The sequence below is a fragment of the Mycetocola zhujimingii genome, assembly GCF_003065425.1.
GTDB lineage: Bacteria > Actinomycetota > Actinomycetes > Actinomycetales > Microbacteriaceae > Mycetocola_A > Mycetocola_A zhujimingii.
Window position 1 is genome coordinate 2,619,541 of record NZ_CP026949.1, and the last position, 19,925, is coordinate 2,639,465.

General features: G+C 66.2%; 17 protein-coding genes. 11 read left to right on the top strand and 6 right to left on the bottom strand.

What is annotated here, in order from left to right:
• The first annotated feature begins 26 nt into the window (after positions 1-26).
• The 5 genes from C3E77_RS12500 (at position 27) to C3E77_RS12520 (ending at position 5,158) form a co-directional block, all read left to right on the top strand.
• The gene (locus tag C3E77_RS12500; RefSeq protein ID WP_108391940.1) at positions 27-926 is read left to right on the top strand and encodes a phosphoribosylaminoimidazolesuccinocarboxamide synthase; all 900 of its coding nucleotides are present in this window, start codon (positions 27-29) and stop codon (positions 924-926) included.
• 10 nt (positions 927-936) lie between these two features.
• A complete protein-coding gene (locus C3E77_RS12505; RefSeq protein ID WP_108393332.1) occupies positions 937-2,394 on the top strand; it encodes an MFS transporter in 1,458 nt (485 codons plus the stop codon).
• 18 nt (positions 2,395-2,412) lie between these two features.
• Positions 2,413-2,913 (top strand): GNAT family N-acetyltransferase, encoded by a 501-nt coding sequence (locus tag C3E77_RS12510; RefSeq protein ID WP_108391942.1) that lies wholly within the window; start codon positions 2,413-2,415, stop codon positions 2,911-2,913.
• 42 nt (positions 2,914-2,955) lie between these two features.
• A complete protein-coding gene (locus tag C3E77_RS12515; RefSeq protein WP_108391944.1) occupies positions 2,956-3,846 on the top strand; it encodes a VOC family protein in 891 nt (296 codons plus the stop codon).
• A gap of 91 nt (positions 3,847-3,937) precedes the next feature.
• A complete protein-coding gene (locus C3E77_RS12520) occupies positions 3,938-5,158 on the top strand; it encodes an alpha/beta hydrolase (RefSeq protein WP_108391946.1) in 1,221 nt (406 codons plus the stop codon).
• Positions 5,159-5,190: 32 nt separating this feature from the next.
• Here the strand turns inward: C3E77_RS12520 and C3E77_RS12525 are convergent, their stop codons facing one another.
• Together C3E77_RS12525 and C3E77_RS12530 are read right to left on the bottom strand one after the other, a co-directional pair.
• Positions 5,191-5,814, bottom strand: coding sequence for a response regulator (locus tag C3E77_RS12525; protein ID WP_108391948.1), 624 nt, complete (start codon positions 5,812-5,814; stop codon positions 5,191-5,193).
• Positions 5,811-7,061: a sensor histidine kinase gene (locus C3E77_RS12530; RefSeq protein ID WP_108391950.1), complete on the bottom strand. Its 1,251-nt coding sequence runs from the start codon at positions 7,059-7,061 to the stop codon at positions 5,811-5,813. Before C3E77_RS12530 ends, C3E77_RS12525 begins: the two co-directional genes overlap by 4 nt.
• A 113-nt stretch (positions 7,062-7,174) precedes the next feature.
• Here C3E77_RS12530 and purS point away from each other — a divergent pair, with 113 nt between their 5' ends.
• Both purS and purQ read left to right on the top strand, forming a co-directional pair.
• The gene (gene purS, locus C3E77_RS12535) at positions 7,175-7,429 is read left to right on the top strand and encodes a phosphoribosylformylglycinamidine synthase subunit PurS (protein WP_108391952.1); all 255 of its coding nucleotides are present in this window, start codon (positions 7,175-7,177) and stop codon (positions 7,427-7,429) included.
• Positions 7,430-7,431: 2 nt separating this feature from the next.
• Positions 7,432-8,127 carry a phosphoribosylformylglycinamidine synthase subunit PurQ gene (gene purQ / locus C3E77_RS12540; RefSeq protein ID WP_108391954.1) on the top strand — a complete coding sequence of 232 codons (696 nt, stop codon included), beginning with the start codon at positions 7,432-7,434 and terminating at the stop codon, positions 8,125-8,127.
• 80 nt (positions 8,128-8,207) lie between these two features.
• On the opposite strand, the gene C3E77_RS12545 is transcribed toward purQ, so the two are convergent.
• From C3E77_RS12545 to C3E77_RS12555, 3 genes are all read right to left on the bottom strand, one after another.
• Positions 8,208-8,696 (bottom strand): GyrI-like domain-containing protein, encoded by a 489-nt coding sequence (locus C3E77_RS12545; protein WP_108391956.1) that lies wholly within the window; start codon positions 8,694-8,696, stop codon positions 8,208-8,210.
• A gap of 94 nt (positions 8,697-8,790) precedes the next feature.
• A complete protein-coding gene (locus C3E77_RS12550) occupies positions 8,791-9,600 on the bottom strand; it encodes an ABC transporter permease (protein WP_108391958.1) in 810 nt (269 codons plus the stop codon).
• A 2-nt stretch (positions 9,601-9,602) separates the two neighbouring features.
• Positions 9,603-10,508, bottom strand: coding sequence for an ATP-binding cassette domain-containing protein (locus C3E77_RS12555; protein WP_108391960.1), 906 nt, complete (start codon positions 10,506-10,508; stop codon positions 9,603-9,605).
• Between the two features lie 230 nt (positions 10,509-10,738).
• On the opposite strand from C3E77_RS12555, the gene C3E77_RS12560 reads away from it, so the two are divergent.
• Both C3E77_RS12560 and purL read left to right on the top strand, forming a co-directional pair.
• Positions 10,739-11,209, top strand: a complete 471-nt coding sequence (locus tag C3E77_RS12560; protein WP_234031209.1) for a DUF3817 domain-containing protein — start codon at positions 10,739-10,741, stop codon at positions 11,207-11,209.
• 83 nt (positions 11,210-11,292) lie between these two features.
• Positions 11,293-13,599: a phosphoribosylformylglycinamidine synthase subunit PurL gene (purL, locus tag C3E77_RS12565; protein ID WP_108391964.1), complete on the top strand. Its 2,307-nt coding sequence runs from the start codon at positions 11,293-11,295 to the stop codon at positions 13,597-13,599.
• Between the two features lie 684 nt (positions 13,600-14,283).
• Here the strand turns inward: purL and C3E77_RS12570 are convergent.
• Positions 14,284-14,949, bottom strand: a complete 666-nt coding sequence (locus C3E77_RS12570; protein WP_108391966.1) for a TetR/AcrR family transcriptional regulator — start codon at positions 14,947-14,949, stop codon at positions 14,284-14,286.
• 117 nt (positions 14,950-15,066) lie between these two features.
• On the opposite strand from C3E77_RS12570, the gene C3E77_RS12575 reads away from it, so the two are divergent.
• Positions 15,067-17,907, top strand: coding sequence for an MMPL family transporter (locus C3E77_RS12575; RefSeq protein ID WP_108391968.1), 2,841 nt, complete (start codon positions 15,067-15,069; stop codon positions 17,905-17,907).
• On the top strand, positions 17,904-19,859 hold the full coding sequence (locus C3E77_RS12580) for a YhgE/Pip domain-containing protein (RefSeq protein ID WP_108391970.1): 1,956 nt from the start codon (positions 17,904-17,906) through the stop codon (positions 19,857-19,859). Before C3E77_RS12575 ends, C3E77_RS12580 begins: the two co-directional genes overlap by 4 nt.
• The last annotated feature ends 66 nt before the right edge of the window (positions 19,860-19,925 follow it).

Below are 19,925 nucleotides of genomic sequence, written 5' to 3' on the forward strand. Positions count from 1 at the left end.
GGATCGAACCCCGCGATAATGGGTCCGTGAGCGAATCGACAGACCTGGCCGGCTGGAAACACGTCTACTCCGGCAAGGTCCGTGACCTCTACGAACGCGCAGACGGCACGGCATCCGACTCACTGCTCGTGGTCGCGAGCGACCGGGTCAGCGCCTTCGACCACGTGCTCTCCCCCGGCATCCCCGGCAAGGGTGAACTCCTCACCACGCTGAGCCTGTGGTGGTTCGACCAGCTGAGCGTGCCCAACCACCTCCTGCCAGACCACGAGCTGACCGACGACGGTACTGTCGCCGAGATCATCCCCCGTGAGGTCGCCGGCCGCGCAATGCTCGTCAAGAAACTCGACATGTTTCCCGTCGAGTGCGTCGTCCGCGGCTACCTGACGGGCTCCGGCTGGAAGGAGTACGTCGCGTCGCAGAGCGTGTGCGGAATCCCGTTGCCCGCCGGCCTGTCCAATGGTGACCGGCTGCCGGAGCCCCTCTATACCCCCGCGTACAAGGCGCCGATGGGCGAGCACGACGAGAACATCTCGTTCGAGCAGAGCGTCGAGCTCGTTGGTGAAACGGATGCCACAGCACTTCGCGACCTGTCCCTCGCGATCTACGCCGAGGCATCCGCCCTCGCTGAAAAGCGCGGCGTGATCCTCGCCGACACCAAGTTCGAGTTCGGTCGCGACCGCGCGACGGGCCTCATCACCCTCGGCGATGAGGTACTCACCTCCGACTCGTCGAGGTACTGGGATGCCGCGGTGTACGCGACGGCGGACACTCCCGAAGCCCGCATGGCCAGCTTCGACAAGCAGATCGTGCGGGACTGGCTCGCCGCCAACTGGGACCAGACCGGAACGCCGCCCGAGCTGCCGCAGGCCATAGTCGAGAAAACGGCAGACCGCTACCGGGAATTGCTCCTTCGCCTCACCGCGTAGAGTGCGAAGTGTGGCTGATACCTCCAAAACCGATGCACACAGCGAACGCGTTAAATGGCAGAGTTTCTGGGTCTGCGCTGGGGTTGCCTGCCTGACGATCCTCGACCTCTCGAAGGTCAACGTCGGCCTGCCGTCGATTGAAGAATCGCTCGGCGGCGGCGCGACGGAACTGCAGCTCATCGTTGCCGGCTACGCGCTCGCCTTCGGACTCGCGCTCGTGCCGTCCGGGCGACTGGGTGACCTCAAGTCGCGCCGCAACATGTTCCTGATCGGGCTCACCTCGTTCATGCTCGCGAGCCTGCTGTGCGCGCTCGCACCGAGCATCGAGATCCTCGTTCTCGGTCGCATCCTGCAGGGGGTCGCGGCAGGAATCCAGATGCCGCAGGTGCTCGGACTGATCCAGCAGCTGTTCCAGGGCGCCGAACGCGGGAGGGCGTTCGGACTGTTCGGCGCCACGATCGGCCTGTCAACGGCCTTCGGCCCGACTGTCGGCGGCCTGCTCATCGCGGTCGGTGGGTTGGAGAACGGCTGGCGACTCCTGTTCTGGATGAACATCCCGCTCGGCCTCCTCGCCATCTGGTTCGCGTGGCGGCTGCTGCCCAAACGACAAATCCACGAGGGTGGGGCATCGAGCCTCGACGTCACGGGCATCCTGTTGCTCGGACTCGCCACCTTCAGCCTGATGTTGCCATTCGTCCTGACAACAGGCGGCCCGGATGACGACCCCCGCCGCTGGCTCTGGCTCATCGGGTTTGTGGTTGCCGGTGCCGCGTTCGTCTGGTGGGAACGCCGCTACCTCCGCATCGGCAAGTCACCGGTGGTGCACTTCGGTTTGCTTCGCCTCTCGTCGTACCGCAACGGCATCCTGATCGCGACCGCATATTTCGCCGCGATCCCCGCCATGTTCCTGATCGTCACCCTGTTCCTGCAGCAGGGCCTCGGGCTCGAGGCTGTTTTCGCGGGAATGGTCTCGATTCCGTTTGCTCTCGCGTCGGCTGTGACGTCGTGGCTCGGCGGGCGCCTCGTCAACACGCAGGGCAGGAAGATCGTCGTGATCGGCGTCGCGCTCGCGGCGACCGGCATCGGCGCCACCCTGCCGATCGTCGCCTTCACACCGGAAGAGTTGACGCCCTGGCTTCTCGCCGCTGTGCTCACCATCGCCGGAGCTGGTGGTGGTTTCGTCATCTCACCGAACCAGACGCTCACCCTCCAGGAGGTTCCCGTCACCCAGGGCGGCGTTGCCGGGTCGGTGGCGCAGGTGGGCCAGCGCGTCGGAACGGCGATCGGAGTCGCCGTCGCATCGAGCACGTTCTTCGCCACGCTGTACGCCGAGCAGGGACTCGAGACGACAGAGGCGATCTATCGGGATGCCTACGGCCGCGGAACGCTCATCATTGTCGGGTTGCTCGTGGTTGCACTCGTACTCAGCCTGCTCGACCTGCGCAAGCGCACCGTCGCGGCCGCCTGAGTACGTCGGAGGCGGCCCATGCAGCACGACGAGCCCGTTCTCGCCATTGAACGGCGCGAGTACTCGCACCCCGATGTTCGCCGACTCATCGGACAGCTTCAGGACCTGTACGTCAGCATCTATGGCGGATCCGACGAGAGCCCCATCGACGATGCTGACTTCCAGCCGCCGCGCGGAGTCTTCGCCGTGGGCTATATCGATGACGAACCGGTCGCGATGGGCGCCTGGCGCAGCGTCGAAAGCGCCGGCGGCAGTGGCAGAGGCAGAGGAGAACTCAAACGGATGTTCGTCGACGAGCGTTATCGGGGCCGCAGCTACTCCCGCGCCATCCTGTCCTGGCTCGAGAACTCGGCTCGTGAGCACGGGGTGACGTTCATGATCCTCGAAACCAACCTCAACCATCCGACGGCAATCGCGCTGTACCGCTCGGCCGGATACCGCGACATCCCGAACTACGGCCACTATGCCGACAACCCGAGAACCGTGTCGCTCGGCCGGGAGCTTCTGCCGGCATCCTGAGGTTTGCGGAATGTTGTCGCTACAACTATCGTTACACTCATCATGAACGCGCTCACCACCCCAGACAAGCTCGCCGCCGACACCGCGATGGGCCCCGTCACCCTGCTGGTTGCCGACCTCGATGCAATGACGACGTACTACACGGATGCCGTTCCCCTGCGGATCCTGTCGGCCACCGACCGAACGGTGACGCTCGGTCGAGGCGGAGTGCCGACGGTCATTCTCGAGCACGCTCCGGAACTCACCCACGCCGCGGCGGGCTCGGCCGGACTGTTTCACACGGCGATCCTCTTCGAGTCGAAAGCGGCGCTCGCAGCCGCACTGTATTCGGTCGCGCGCAAGGCGCCCGGAACCTTCACCGGAAGCGCCGACCACCTCGTGAGCATCGCCTTCTACTTCACGGACCCTGAGTGCAATGGCGTCGAACTGTACTGGGACCGCGACCGCACCGAGTGGAGCTGGGTGCACGGTTCCGTTGAGATGGCGACGCTCTACGTCGACCCGAACGAGTTCCTCTCCGAGCACCTCACGATCGAGGGACAGTCGACACCGGGCGACGAGTCGGTTTTCGGCCGCACCCAGGTCGGCCACGTCCACCTCTCCGTCGGCGACGTCGCCACGGCACGCCAGTTCTACGTCGACACCCTGGGCTTCGACGCAACGACGTCGCTCGGAAACCAGGCGCTCTTCGTCTCCGCGGGCGGGTACCACCACCACATGGCCATGAACGTCTGGAATTCCCGAGGCGCCGGCCCGCGGATGCCGGCACTCGGCCTTGGCCGCATCGACATCCGGGTACCGGAGGCGGATTCGCTCGGCGAACTCACCGAGCGGCTCACGCACCACAAGGTTCAGGTGCGCGACGACGGCAGGACCGTGAGCTTTGACGACCCGTGGGCGAACCTCATCCGGGTCGAGATCTCCGCTTCCTGAGCGGGCCTGCCAGAACCCTTTCCGGGTCGCAAGGCCCGGGTGTCCGGCCACGGAAGTTGATAGCCTCGTGCGACTGAGCAAGGGGAAATTAATGCCACTCGATCCGTACTTCCAGAAGCTGTACCTGGAGCGCCGCCGCGACATGGTCGCCGAAATGCGCGGCATCGTCACTGGCTTCGTCACGAGCGCTCTGTCAAAGGTGGTCCCCTGGCGACGGTTCGCCGCGTTCAGGGCCCTGCGTGAGTCGCCGGCCGGAACCGTCGGCACGAAAGCCGCCGGGACCGCGGTCGCCGGCCGGGAGGCATCCCACGACAAAACGACCGCGGCAGCGAAATCGGTCTCCCGCGCCCCGAAGCCCGCCCTCTCGCCCGCGGAGGTCGCTAAACGGAAGACACCGGCGTGGAAGCGCCGGAATGCCCAGAAGTGGGACACCAAACTCTTCGGACGGGTCGGGATCGAGCCCCCGGAGGTCGACATCACCGATTATCTGGTCGATGTCACCGGTTTCCCGACGGTTCGAGTTCGGGTCTACCGTCCCCTCGGAACGTCGCCGACGGATGGACCAGCCCTCCCCGCCGTGCTCGCGTTTTTCGGCGGATCGTTCCAACTCGGCAGCGTAGAGGACACGAGCGTCGACGCGGCGTTCCGCTCACGGACCGCCGATGCCGGCGTCATCCACGTCGCCGTCGACTACGCGCTCGCGCCGGAACATCGCTATCCGACGCAGGTCGAACAGGGGTACGCGGCTCTTCGCTGGCTGATCGAGAAAGCCGAGGAACTCGGCATCGACCCCGAGCGGCTCGCCCTCAACGGCACCTCGTCCGGGGGAAACATCGCGGCGAGCGTCGCCCTGCTCAACCGCGACAGGCTCGGACACCCCCTCAGGCTTCAGGTACTCGAGGTACCGGTGACCGACCTCACCGGCAAGAGCATCGACATGGCTCCGATCCGGGAGATGCGCATCCCGAGCTTCCTGGCCAGGCGTGAGCTTGTCCAGGTCGCCGAGGCCTACCTCGGTGACCGGTCGCGGGCAAGCGAGCCGTACGCCTCACCCGCGCGAGCGCTGACCCACCGAGGCCTTCCGCCCGCGGTCATCCTCACGGCCGAGTACGACGCACTCCGCCTCGACGGCGAAGGCTACGCGATGATCCTGCGCGCGTCGGGCGTCGCCGCGAGCGCGGTTCGCTATTTGGGCGCCACGCACGAGGCAGCGATGTACCGCAAGGTCGTTCCCCTCGCCCGCCGGTGGCACACCGATGTCGTCACAGCGCTTCGGACCCTGCACGATCCCGTCGATTCGCCCGCGCTCTGAGCACAGCGCGACCGTAAACTCCGAGCAGCAGCTCAGCCCAAACGGATCGCTCCGCGTTCCCGGGCGGATGCCACGGCTGCGGTTCGGGACGAGACCTGCAGCTTGGTGAAAATGTGCACGAGGTGGCTCTTCACCGTTGCCTCTGAGAGGAAGAGCCGCCTGGCAATCTCGCGGTTGGACATGCCGTCGGCAACGAGGGTGAGCACCTCGGTTTCGCGTGCACTCAGCGCATCGTCCGGAGCATTCTGGCGGGCTTCGAGCCGACCGGCGACGGTGGGAGCGAGGGCGCTCTCACCACGCGCTGCTGCACGCACCGCGGCAATGAGTTCCTCGGGCGGCGCGTCCTTGAGCAGGTAGCCGGCGGCTCCCGCTTCGACGGCACCGAGGATGTCGGCATCCGTGTCGTAATTGGTGAGAACGAGAACGTGCGGAGCCCCAGGACGTTCGCGGATGCGCCTCGTCGCGTCAGCGCCCTGCATACCGCCGCCGAACTGCAGGTCCATGAGCACGATGTCGACGCCGGCGTAACTGCGCGCGACCGCCTCCTCGCCGGATGCCGCCTCACCGACAACAATCAGGTCGGGCTCGGTCGCGAAGAGGGCACCGAGACCGGCGCGCACAACGGGATGATCGTCGGCAATGAGGAGGCGGATCATGTGCTGACCTTCGGCTGCGACTCGGACGGGATGGCGGAACTGGACTGCAGGATAGGCAGGGTCACGGCGAGCGCTGTTCCCTCCCCCGGCCTCGATTCGATACTCAGCACCCCGCCGAGGGCGTCGACGCGCTGACGGATGGCGGTGAGTCCGAACGAACCGTCGTCTGCGGCTGCGGACGCCGCGAGCTCGGGGTCGAATCCCCGGCCGTCATCGACGACATCGAGGGAAACGCCGTCGGACTGGTAGGTGAGGGTGAGGTCGGCGCGGGTCGCCCGAGCGTGCCGCGCCACGTTTGCGATGGCCCCCTGGGCGATCCGGAGCAGGGTGGCGTCGACGGTCATCGGAAGGGGAACAGCGTCTCCCTCAACGGAGAAGTTCACCGCTGTGCCTGCCCCGCCGGCACGGAGAGTCTGCTCGGTGGATGCTGCCAGTCGCTTGAGCGCGGCGGGAAGCGTCCTGTCGTCGAGCGCTGGCGGCGTCAGCTCGCGGATGATCCGCCGGGTGTCGACGAGGGAGTCCGCCGCGGTCTCACGAGCCAGCCGGAGTTGCTTGAGACCGGGCCGTTCCGCGTCGAGGCGTTCGGCCGCGTGCAGGAGCAATTGAATGCTCGACAGCGATTGCGCCACCGTGTCGTGGATCTCGCGCGCCAGCCGTTCGCGCTCGGCGAGCATCCCCGCCGAGCGCTCGGCAATGGCGAGCTCACCGCGGGTCTCAAGCAGTTCGGTGATGAGCTGCTGGCGTTCCTCGGCCTCGCGATAGAGCGCGCGGTAGCCGAATCCGATGGTGAGGGCGACGCCGGCACCGATGAGCGGGCCGATAACGCCGCCGATCGAGAGCCCCGAATCCAGGCCGAGGGCGAGGATGGTGACCCCCGTCGTCGCCGCGACCACGGTTACCGCCACCTTCGGTGGAAGTACCTGCAGGTAGAGGAAGAACAGCGGGAAGACGATAAATGCGGCATCCGGCGTGACGGAAAGAAGCGCGGCCCAGACGCCGGTGAGCAGGGTGACCCACAGCACCGGGACCCAGCGGGACGATGCCACGAACTCCGGTTTGAGGTGGGCGACGAGCGCACCGCCGAGGTAGGTCGCGAGCATGAGCACCGCGAGACCGTGGATGAGCCCGGTCATGGGCGACTCGGCGATCACCGACCGAACGATGACGACGACGATGAGCGCGATCAGCAGCGAATGCAGCGACCAGCGCAATACGGCGAACACCGGGGTGAGGGCGGAGTGATTCATCGTCTCTCTTTCGTTCGAAATCCTACTTCGGCCACCTGTTAAGGGCATCATTCGAAAGTTCGAGGTGCCGATAGGATGAAAGCTCGCCCACCTCTGACAGCGGGGAGACATCCGTGCCCACAATCGTCGTTGACGTCATGCCGAAGGCCGAACTGCTTGATCCGCAAGGCAAGGCAGTCGCAGGAGCGCTCGCCCGACTCGGCAAGACCGAGTTCAGCGGAGTTCGCATCGGCAAGCGATTCGAGCTCACCGTCGATGGTCCGGTGACGGATGCCGTCCGCGCGGACGTCGAGAAGATCGCTGACGAAATCCTCTCAAACGGGGTCATCGAAGACGTCGTCGCCATCACATACCCCGAGGCGGAGTAACCGTGCGCATCGGCGTCATCACCTTTCCCGGGTCGCTCGACGAGCGTGACGCTCAGCGCGCGATCCGCATCGCCGGCGCTGAGCCTGTAGCGCTCTGGCACGGCGAACACGACCTTCACGGCGTCGATGCCCTCGTTCTTCCCGGCGGATTCAGCTACGGGGATTACCTGCGCGCCGGAGCGATCGCATCCGTCTCTCCGATCATGGCCGAGGTCATCGACGCGGCGAACTCAGGAATGCCCGTGCTCGGAATCTGCAACGGATTCCAGATGCTCACCGAAGCTCACCTCCTGCCCGGCGGACTCATCCGCAACGATCACGGTCTGTTCATCCGCCGCGACCAGGCACTCCGCGTGGAGAACACCGACACCGCGTGGTCCACGGGTTTTGAGCTGAACGACGAGATCGTCATCCCGCTGAAGAACGGCGAAGGCGGATTCATCGCCTCCGAAGACGAACTCGATCGACTCGAGGGCGAAGGACGCGTCGTCTTCCGCTACCTCGGCGTCAACCCGAACGGTTCGCTGCGCGACATCGCTGGCATCACCAACGAGCGCGGCAACGTCGTCGGCCTCATGCCGCACCCCGAGCACGCCGTTGAGCCCGGCTTCGGTCCTGACATGACGGATGCCATGCGGTCCGGCGTCGACGGACTCACCCTGTTCACGAGCGCGATCCAGGCGCTGCAGGCGGTCTGACCCCGCCACATCCCTACCAAAAACGGCTCCCTGCCGCGGATTTTTCCGCGGCAGGGAGCCTTTTTTGGTTGATCGGGACGCTACGCGCGCACCACCGGCTGCTGCAGCTCGGTCACCCACTCCTCCTGCGGCAGTGGCTCAGACACCAGGTACACCTCGCGGCACATCCCCACCGGCGTGTAGCCGTTCGCCTCGATCCAGCCGAACAGTGCTTCCCAGACGTCACCGATGGTTGCCATCACCCCGTGATGGACCCAGGTGACGGCGAGATCCGTACCCGGAACTTCGGTGACCGTGTACCCCGGCGCGGATACCGTGGCGGCGGGAACCGGGAACGCCGCGTACGCACGCGCGCCGGCTCCGTCGGTGTCAGGGTCGAGCTCCTCGTACATCGCGAGGGCTTCTTCGCCCGGCGTCACCCCGGCGGACGTGAGGTCGTCGAACAGCCTGTCGAACAACGGCCCGATCACCGGGCTCATGTTCTCGGGCCCGAGACCGGGCGCCGTCGCACTGACCTGGGCAACGACCTGGGGTGGCAGCGGCTTGAGTTCTGGAGACAGGACGGTCATGATCGGCTCTCTTCCGATAGCGAACGTTTGCCCCGATCATCCGCTTCGCCCCTCAGAGGGTCAAGGGGGCGACCGCCGGGTTCTGCCCGGCTCGCTAGGTAACGTCCCGCTTCCACGACACGAAATACCCAACGATCGTGAGCACGAGCGCGAGGGCGGCGAGGAGCAGCCCGCCCTGCCACCACTCGAGGGCCTCCCCCGTCACCCCCATGTTGAAGAAGCTCGGCGCACCCACGAGGGCATCGCTCGCCGCCCCCGGGAGGAACTTGCCGACAGCCGCTGCCCAGTCCGCGAACATGACGATCGCTCGGAGGGTCGGTTCGACCAGCTGGGTGAATACGAGAATGACGACGATCGCGGCCAGCTGGTTGGGGATGAGCGCGCCGAGACCGACCCCGATAACCGCCCACAGGCCGAGGGCGAGCACGCCGCGAGCCATGAGTGCCCAGGTGTCGCTGTCGCCCAACTGGGTTTCCATGCCGAACAGCGCGAGGGTCGCAGCCCCTGCGCCGACGGACGCCAGCACGCCGATCACGCCGTAGACCAGACCGAAGATCAGCAGAGCGACAGTCTTCGCGCCGAGCACGATGCCGCGCTTGGGCGTCGCGAGGAACGTGGGGGTGAGCATCTGGTGCCGATACTCACCGGTGACGGCGAGCGCCCCGAGCAGCACCGGGAAGACGTAGCCGAACGTCGAGACCGAACCGTAGAGCATCGGTGCGAGCACATCGGTCGGTGGCGCCGCGGCTGACTCGACTCCCGCCGCACGGGAGACGAACCCGAACACGACGCCGAGTCCGCCTGAGACGGTACCGATGTAGAGGAACAGGATAATGGCGAGGATCCACCAGATCCGGGTGGTGAGCAGCTTGGTGATCTCGGAGCGGAGTGCCGGCATGAACATGTTCACAGCGATCCCCCCTCTCCGACAAGCGCGAGGAATGAATCCTCGAGTCCCGACTTCTGTCGATGCAGCGAACTCACCTCCACTCCGGCGAGGTAAGCAATATGCCCGACCTCACCGGGTTCGAGGCCGGAAACGAGCACACCGGCCCGTGCGATTTCGAACGTGGCGGATGCCGCGGCGAGCGCCGCCGTCAGGGCATCCCGGTTCGGAGAATCAACGATCACCTTCGTCGCCGCTCCTTCGATCTCGAGACTGGACAGTGGACCACGGTGAACAAGAGCACCCTTGGCGATGATGACGACCTCGTCGACCGACTGCTGCACCTCGCTGAGCAGGTGCGACGACACGAGGACCGTGCGCCCCTCGGCGGCGAGGGTGCGAAGGAATCCGCGGATCCACTTGATGCCCTCGGGGTCGAGGCCGTTGATCGGCTCATCGAGAACGAGAACGCCCGGGTCACCGAGGAGCGCGAACGCCAGTCCGAGCCGTTGCCGCATTCCGAGCGAGTATCCGCCGACCCTGCGCGTCGCATATTCCGCGAGGCCGACGGTCTCGAGCACGATGTCGACGCGCTCCGGCGCGATCCGGCCGGCCTGCGCGTACACCCGCAGGTGGTCACGTGCTGACCGCCCCGGGTGGAAGCTCGCTGCCTCAAGTGCCGCACCAACGGTGGTCAGCGGTGAGGGAAGATCCGGGTACCGGACCCCGCCGATCGTCGCGGAGCCGGATGTCGGAGCAACGAGACCGAGCAGCATCCGGAGTGACGTCGTCTTGCCTGCGCCGTTTGGCCCGAGGAAGCCGGTGACCCGGCCGGGCTCGACGGTGAAGGTCAGGTCGGAAACAGCTGCGACAGGTCCGAACCTCTTGGTGAGGCCGGCGAATTCGATGGGGACTCCCGTTGGCATTCTGCTCCTGAAGTAGATGGGCGGGGGTACATCCCTACTCTGGCAGTTGCGCGCCAGCGGGGATATCCCCCGTGCGGTGGAGATGTCCCCGGATGCTCTCGCTTACGCCGTTCGGACGACGCGCGTTCAGGTTTGCCCTGACAGGATGGAGGCGTCCCTCATCACCCGGCCACTGGCATCCGTCCCCCGGAACGTCCGCTGCGTGCGCCGTCAAACCCTGGAGTGTCTCTGTGTCTCCCCGCCTGTTCTACCGCACCCTCGCGTTCGCCGAAGCGGTGACCTGGACCCTGCTCATTCTCGGCCTGCTCATGAAGTACGTCTGGGTGCCAGGTGAGGTTGGCGATCTCGGGGTTCGGGTCGGGGGCACGATCCACGGGTTCGTGTTCCTCGCGTACGCGATGACCGCCGTTCTCGTCGGGCTGAATCAGCGCTGGAGCATCGGCCTCATCGCCCTCGGCGTGGTCACTGCCGTTGTGCCGTACGCGACCATCCCGTTCGACCTGTGGGCCGACCGCACAGGAAAGCTCAACGGTTCCTGGCGCCGCACCGAGACCGACCACCCCGGCGACAAGACCTGGGTCGACCGTCTGCTGCGCTGGTTCCTCAACCACCCGGTCATCCTCATCGTGCTGTTCGTCGTTGCGCTCGTCGTGATCTTCGCCACACTGCTCCTGGTCGGCCCTCCCGGCGGGGATCGTTAGTCGCGAAACGACCGGGCTGGAGGCATCCGCGCGCCCGATAGAATGGCCCCATCCGGCATCCCTCGATCTAGGAGCCTCCCCTCGTGAGCATCCCCGCAACGTCTGTCGCCGACACTGTCTCGAACGCAATAGCCACTCCCGAGAAAGAGCAGCCGTACGCGGCTCTCGGGCTCAAGCCTGACGAGTACGAGAAGATCAAGGAGATCCTCGGCCGTCGTCCGACGTCGGGTGAGCTCGCGATGTACTCCGTGATGTGGAGCGAGCACTGCTCATACAAGTCGAGCAAGATCTACCTGAAGCAGTTCGGCCAGAAGGTCACCCCCGCCATGAAGAAGAACCTCATGGTCGGCATGGGCGAGAACGCCGGTGTCGTTGACGTCGGCGAGGGCTGGGCCGTCACCTTCAAGGTGGAGAGCCATAACCACCCGAGCTACATCGAGCCGTTCCAGGGCGCTGCGACGGGTGTCGGCGGAATCGTCCGCGACATCATCTCGATGGGAGCCCGCCCCGTCGCCATCATGGACCAGCTGCGGTTCGGCGCGATCGATGACCCTGACACCGCGCGTGTCGTGCACGGCGTCACGAGCGGCATCTCCTTCTACGGCAACTGCCTGGGCCTGCCCAACATCGGCGGCGAGACCTACTTCGACAAGGTGTACCAGGGCAACCCGCTCGTCAACGCGCTCTCGGTCGGTGTGCTCCGCCACGAAGACCTGCACCTCGCCAACGCCTCGGGCGTCGGCAACAAGATCGTCCTGTTCGGTGCGCGCACGGGCGGCGACGGGATCGGTGGTGCGTCGATTCTCGCGTCAGACTCCTTCGACGCTGCAGGCCCGACCAAGCGTCCGGCCGTCCAGGTCGGCGACCCCTTCGCCGAGAAGGTGCTTATCGAGTGCTGCCTCGAGCTCTACAAGGAGAAGCTCGTCGAGGGCATCCAGGACCTCGGCGCCGCCGGAATTTCCTGCGCGACCAGCGAGCTCGCGGCGAACGGCGACGGTGGCATGTTCATCGAGCTGTCGCACACGCTCCTCCGCGACCCCTCGCTTACGCCAGAGGAAATCCTCATGTCTGAGTCGCAGGAACGCATGATGGCCGTCGTCGAGCCCGACAAGCTCGAGGGCTTCCTCGCGGTCACCGCGAAGTGGGATGTCGAAACGAGCGTGATGGGTGAGGTTACCGACACCGGGCGGCTCATCATCAACTGGCACGGCGAGGAGATCGTCAACGTCGACCCGTCGACCGTTGCCGTCGATGGACCCGTGTACGAGCGCCCCGTTGCCTACCCGGCCTGGCTCGACGCGCTGCAGGCCGACACGGCATCCGCCCTCGAACGCCCGACGGATGCCGAGACGCTGCGTTCGCAGTTCTTCGCGCTGCTCGGTTCGGCGAACCTTGCCGACAAGAGCTGGATCACCAACCAGTACGACTACTACGTGATGGGCAACACCGCGCTGGCGTTCCCCGACGACGCCGGGATGATCCGCGTCGATGAGGAGTCCGGCCTTGGTTTCGCCATCGCGACGGATGCCAACGGTCGCTACTGCCAGCTCGACCCGTCGCTCGGCGCGAAGCTTGCCCTCGCTGAGGCGTACCGCAACGTCGCGTGCACCGGTGCAGTGCCCGCTGCCGTCACCGACTGCCTCAACTTCGGTTCGCCCGAGAACCCCGAGGTGATGTGGCAGTTCTCGCAGGCCGTCGAGGGCCTGTCTGACGGCTGCCTCGAGCTCGAGGTGCCCGTCACCGGCGGAAACGTGTCGTTCTACAACCAGACCGGCGACACCCCGATCTTCCCGACCCCGGTCGTCGGTGTGCTCGGCGTGATCGACGACGTCGCCCGTCGCGTTCCGAGCGGCTGGCAGGACGAGGGCGACAACATCTACCTGCTCGGCATCACCCGTGAGGAGCTCTCGGGCTCGGCGTGGGCCGGCACGATCCACGACCACCTCGGTGGCCTTCCGCCCGAGGTCGACTTCGACCGCGAGAAGGACCTCGCAGCGCTGCTGCACGCCGGTTCGCAGTCGTCGATCATCGCGTCGGCGCACGACCTCTCCGACGGCGGACTCGCCCAGGCACTCGCCGAGAGCGTGCTGCGCTTCGGCGTCGGTGCGCGCGTCTGGCTCAGCGAGATCGTCGAGCGCGATGGCGTCGACGTTGCGACCGCACTGTTCTCCGAGTCGACCGGGCGTGTGCTCGTGTCCGTTCCGCGCGAGGACGACGTCAAGTTCCGCGGACTCTGCGAGGGCCGCGACTACCCGGTGCTGCGCATCGGCGTCACCGACAAGGCGTCACCAGCGCTCGAGATCCAGGACCTCTTCACCGCGACGGTCGATGAGCTGCGTTCGGTGCACACGGCGACACTCCCGGCGGCGTTCGGCCCGACCGTCGGCTAGCGCTCCCTCGCTTTACCGACAATGGCTCCCTGAACCGGGTTTTCCCGGCACAGGGAGCCATTGTCGTTCCCAGACGTGCGGTCGGCACAGGGGTGCGACGATGTGACGAACGGATGCCGACAAACATCCGTTCACCCCGCCCCGCTGCTCGGTCACAAACGGTCGCTGACCGGGCCCATCCCACGCTGCTCGGCCAGAAACGGTCGCGATCCCCAAGAAACTCCAGCCGTTTATGGCCGAGCAAGAAGCATCCAGCCATTTCTGGCCGAGCAGTGCTCACGGGCATCCGCTCACCCCGCCTCCTTACTCGGCCAGAAACGGTCGCTGCCCGGGCCCATCCCACGCTGCTCGGCCAGAAACGGTCGCTGCTCGGGCCTATTCCACGCTGCTCGGCCAGAAACGGTCGTGATCCCCAAGAAACTCCAGCCAATTTTGGCCGAGGAAGAAGCATCCAGCCATTTCTGGCCGAGCAGTGCTCACGGGCATCCGCTCAGCCCGCCCCGCTGCTCGGTCACAAACGGTCGCTGCCCGGGCGCATTCCACGCTGCTCGGCCAGAAACGGTCGTGATCCCCAAGAAACTCCAGCCATTTCTGACCGAGCAAGAAGCATCCAGCCATTTCTGGCCGAGCAAGAAGCATCCAGCCATTTCTGGCCGAGCAACCGCGGCGGGTACGGATGCCGCGCTACAGCGCGCGGGTCAGCGACTGGATCAGAGGTGGGAGGGTGCCGAGCACGATGGGCGACCTCGCCATGTTGAGGTCGCCGCTTCCCTCGAGGATGGACTCCTGCATCGCTGCTTCGTAGACGTTGAGGATGAGCCGCGTGACGTCGACGGGATCGATGATGAACTCGAGCCCGACCGACCGAACGGCGTCGTCGAGCCTGGCGGCGAGCTGCGACTGGAAGTTGCGCTGGAACTCGAGGTACGACGAGGCAACGCTCGAGTCGCGCATGGCCAGCAGCCGGAACTCGGACTGCACGAGGCACCACCGCCGGTCGTCGCCCTGCAGCTCGAGGAACTGCATCACGATCTGGCTGAGCGTGCCCTCGGTCACCGCGGCGGCAACGTCGACGCCGGGCAGAATCGAGTCGACGCCCTCCTGCAGGCGCTCGAACCGCAGCCGGTTCTCCCGCTCCGCGAGCGCGAAGAAGAGTTCTTCCTTCGACTCGAAGTTCGAGTAGAAGGCACCCCGCGTGAAATTCGCGCGCTCGGTGATCATTTCCACTGATGCCGCGTGGATCCCGGTTTCGGCGAACACCTCGTATGCGGCGTCGATCAAACGATCCCGGGTTTTGCGACGGCGCGTGGATTCGCCCTGCGCTTCCGATTGTTCGACTGAAAGAGACACCCTGACACCTTACTGAGAGAGTTTTGCGATACACCAGTGTATCGGATACATTCGTGTATTGAATACGCCGGTGTATCTCACGCGTAACCCCACACACCCCGCCCTCCTAGGAGACCCGTGTCCTCACTGCTCTACTCACTCGGCCGCTGGGCGTTCCGCGCGCGCGGCATCGTCGTCGGTGCCTGGATCCTCATCCTTGCCCTCGTCGGCGGTGGCGCCCTCCTGTTCAACCAGGGACTCGACAACTCGATCTCCATCCCCGGCACCGAGTCACAGGAAGCACTCGACTCGCTGTCGACGACCTTCCCGCAGGTGAGTGGTGCATCGGCCCAGCTCGCGGTCGTGGCACCAGAGGGCGACAAGGTCACCGACGAGGAGATCGAGAAGGTCATTACCGAGGGGGTCGACGCCCTCAGCGAGATCGAGGGCATCGAGAGCGTCGTGTCTCCCTTCGATGAGAACATCACCGGCGCCGTCAGCGACGACGAGCGCGCGGCTCTCATCAGCATCCAGCTCGACGGCCCGCAGTACGAGGTCACCGAGGCGACCAAGGATGCCATGATCGCAGAAGCGGATGCCATCGCTGACGCACTCCCGGAAGGCTCCGAATCCGCGCTCGGCGGCCAGCTGTTCAGCGCGAGCTTCCCCGTCCTCACGGCGACCGAGCTCATCGGTGTCGGCGTTGCGCTGGTGGTTCTCCTCCTCACGCTCGGCTCGTTCCTCGCGGCGGGCATGCCCCTGATCACGGCGCTTCTCGGTGTCGGCATCTCTGTTGCGCTCATCTTTGTGGCAACGGCGTTCGGCTCGATCACGTCAACGACGCCGATGCTCGCCCTCATGCTCGGACTGGCGGTCGGCATCGACTACGCCCTGTTCATCATCTCGAGATACCAGGAGCAACTCAGGGACGGTCTGGAGACCGAGGAGTCTGCCGCACGAAGCGTCGCGACGGCGGGAAGCGCCGTCATCTTCGCGGGCCTCACGGTCATCATCGCGCTTGTCGGACTCGGCGTTGCCGGCATCCCCTTCCTCACGATCATGGGTGTTTCAGCGGCGGCCGGAGTCGCCATCGCCGTGCTCATCTCGATCACGCTCATCCCCGCGTTCCTCGGCTTCGCCGGCGAGCGACTGCGTCCAAAGCCCGCCAAGGCGTCGCGCAAGGCGCGCCGCGCGCACGCTGCCGCCCACGCTGAGGGCGGGGCTGCCCACGCAGAGGGTCGTACCGGTGCAACCGATGGGGCCGCGGGCGAACTGGAGCCGCAGGCATCCGCTCACCGTCCCAACCGATTCTTCTCGGGCTGGGTGAAGACCGCGACGCGATTCCCGATTGTCACGGTCCTCGCCGTTGTCGCCGTCCTCGGCCTGCTCTCGGCGCCGGCACTTGGCCTGCGCCTCGCGCTGCCGGATGCCGGTGGCCTGCCAGAGGGCGACCCGGCTCGCGTGACCTACGACATCGTCTCCGACAACTTTGGTGAGGGCTTCAACGGCCCGCTCATCGTCACGGGCAGCATCGTCACGTCGACTGACCCGCTCGGCCTCATGGACGACCTCAAGAGCGAGATCGAAAAGCTCGACGGCGTCGAAGCTGTTCCTCTGGCGACACCGAACGAGACGGCTGACACCGGCATCGTCCAGGTGATCCCGACCGGCGGCCCTGACTCCCCGGAGACCAAGGCTCTCGTCGCCGAGATCCGTGAGATGCACGACTACTTCCTCGATGAGTATGACGTCGACCTCTCGGTCACGGGCTTCACCGCCGTCGGTATCGACGTGTCGGACAAGCTCGGTGGAGCGCTGCTGCCGTTCGGTGCGATCGTCGTCGGCCTCTCCCTCATCCTGCTCACCATGGTGTTCCGCTCGATCTGGGTACCGATCAAGGCGACCCTCGGCTACTTGCTCAGCGTCTGCGCCTCGTTCGGTGTCGTCGCCCTGGTATTCGAGTACGGATGGTTCGCCGAGGCTCTCCACATCCAGCCGGGCAGCCCCGTGATCAGCTTCATGCCGATCATCCTGATGGGTGTGCTGTTCGGTCTCGCCATGGACTACGAGGTCTTCCTCGTCGCCCGCATGCGCGAGGACTACGTCCACTCGGGCAAGGCACGCGAGTCGGTCACGACCGGGTTCATCGGCTCAGCAAAGGTGGTCACTGCGGCCGCGATCATCATGTTCGCCGTGTTCGCTGCCTTCGTGCCTGAGGGTGACACCAACATCAAGCCCATCGCGCTCGGCCTCGCCGTCGGCGTGTTCGTCGACGCGTTCATCGTGCGGATGACCCTCGTCCCCGCCGTACTCGCCCTGCTCGGCGAGAAGGCGTGGTGGATCCCGAAGTGGCTCGACCGTGCGCTGCCGTCGTTCGACGTCGAGGGCGAGGGTGTCGCCAAGGAGATCGAGCTGCGCACCTGGCCGAGCCCGGAGTCGACGGATGTCGCAACGGCTGAGGGCCTGTCCCTCGACGCCGACAAGACCACCCTGTTCGAGAACGTCTCGTTCTCGCTGCCGCAGGACGGCACGCTCGTGGTCTCCTCCAGTCGCGACGCGAGCGTCACCGCGCTGCTGCTGACCCTGTCGGGTCGCATGACGGCGGACTCAGGCATTCTCAAGGTCGCCGGCTACGTAGCCGGCGTTCGTGGGGCATCCATTCGGTCGCGCGTCGCATTCGTTTCGCTCGGTGATGCAACCGACCCGGTCCGCGACCTCACCGATGCGCTCGGGGAGAACCCGCGCCTCGTGGTGATCGACGGCATTGACCAGGTGACGGATGCCGTTGCGCGCCGCAACATCTACGACGCTCTCGTCTCAGCACAGGGTGCGGCCACGAGGAGCGAAACCACTCTCGCGGTTGCCGTCGGCACCGCATTCCCCGAAGCGCTGGCAGACGCCGTTCCTGGCGTCGGAACAGCCGTTCGGGTCGACTTGACACACTCAGAACTCACGCACGAAGCAGAGGTATCCGCATGAGCACCCCACTCGCACGTTTCACGGCCTCACGCGCCACCGGTCGCATCACCTGGCGCTCGGTCCTCGGCATCCTTCTCGTCCCGCTCGTGGTGGCCGGAGTGCTCGTCTGGGCGTTCTGGAACCCGCAGGAGCGACTCGACACCGTGACCGCTGCCATCGTCAACCTCGATGAGCCGGTCGAACTCGACGGCCAGACCGTGCCGCTCGGCCGGCAGCTCGCTGCCGGACTCGTGGGTGGAGGCTCGAGTGACTCCTCGGCAAGTGCCGCCGGTGCTGACCTCGAAGACACCAACTACGACTGGGTTCTCACCGACGAGAAAGATGCCGAGGACGGGCTCAACTCGGGCCGGTTCACGGCTGTTGTGACGATTCCCGAGAACTTCTCCGCGGCGGCCACCTCGTTCTCCGGCGATGCCGCTGAGGCCGAGAAGGCCACCATCGACGTTGAGACGAGCGACAAGAGCCGCCTCGTGGATGACGCCATCAGCTCCGTCATCACGACCACGGCCGCGAGCGTCGTGGGAAACGAGCTGACGACCAGCTACCTCGAGAACATCTACATCGGTTTCAACACGCTCGGCGACCAGCTGGGGACGGCTGCCGATGGCGCGAGGGAACTGGCTACCGGCGCAACCTCGCTCGCCGATGGTGCGGCACAGCTCGCGGCGGGAACCACCGAGTTCTCCGGCGGAGTGTCGAGCCTGTCCACGGGAATCAACGAGTACACCGACGGTGTGTCGCAACTCTCGAGCGGGCTCGCAACGCTGCAGCAGCAGACCAGCGCGCTTCCTGGCGCGACGAGCCAGCTCGCCACCGGTGCAAGCGGAGTCGCTGACGGCATCGACGCACTCGTCGCCGGCATGGGCCAGCAGGGACAAGCGCTAGCTGCGCTCTCCAGCCAGTGCGCGTCAGCGGCCCTTCCAATGCCAGACGGTTCGGAAAATCCTTTCTGCACCAACCTCGCCGCCCTCGCGGCTGGCTCAACGGACCCGGCCGCCGCTGCACAGACGGCGCAGCTCCAGTCCGGCGCTCGTCAGGTCGCGGATGGCGCCACCCAGCTCTCCAGCAACATGCCAGCCCTCGTCTCCGGAATCGACACGATCGCATCCGGCGCGAGCGAACTCGCCGCGGGTGGAACCACCCTCAACGCCGGCGCACTCGAACTCGCTACCGGTGCAGCAGACCTCGCGACCGGTGCCACCGGAGTATCCGACGGCACTGCCGGCCTGGCCGGCGGTGTCGACTCCCTGGCGTCAGGGCTGGGAGAGGCGACCGAGGCCATCCCGAGCTACACCGAGACTGAGCGCGAGACGCTTGCCGATGTCGTCGCGACGCCGATCGTCGCTGAGGGCGAAAGCGGCGGCATCTCCTTCGGCGCGAGCGGTGTTCCGTTCTTCGCTGCTCTCGCCCTGTGGCTCGGCGCGTTCGCGAGCTTCCTGGTGCTCCGTGCTGTGCCGCAGCGCGTACTCGGTTCGACCCGCCCGTCGGCACTCCTCGCGTTCAAGGCGTGGCTGCCGGGAGCGATCGTCGGTGCTGTGCAGGGTCTGCTCGTTGCTGCGATCCTCCAGCCCCTGATGGAGCTCGATGCCGCCGGCTGGTTCGGTTTCGCCGCCATCGCCGCCCTGGCCGGTATCGCGTTCGCGTCGACGAACCAGGCCCTCAACGCCGTACTCGGCGGAGCCGGACGGTTTGTCTCGATGATCGTCGCGCTCGTCCTAATCGCCACGAGTATCATCGCGACGGCACCGGCAGCGCTCGATTCGGCGGTCGGCTTCATGCCGCTGCAGCCTGCGCTGAACGCGTTCCAGTCCATCGTGACGGGTGGCGGTGGCCTCCCGGCCGCGATCACCGGTCTCGTCCTGTGGACGCTTGCCGCCTTCGCAGCCACCACCCTGGCCGTGGTCAAGTCGCGGTCGGTAACCGCGAGGCAACTGGTGCCGCGCCTGGCCTAGCACTGGCGCCGTGTCGGCCCGGCGGTACCCCCGCCGGGCCGCGCACGCAGGACAGGAGATCGCACG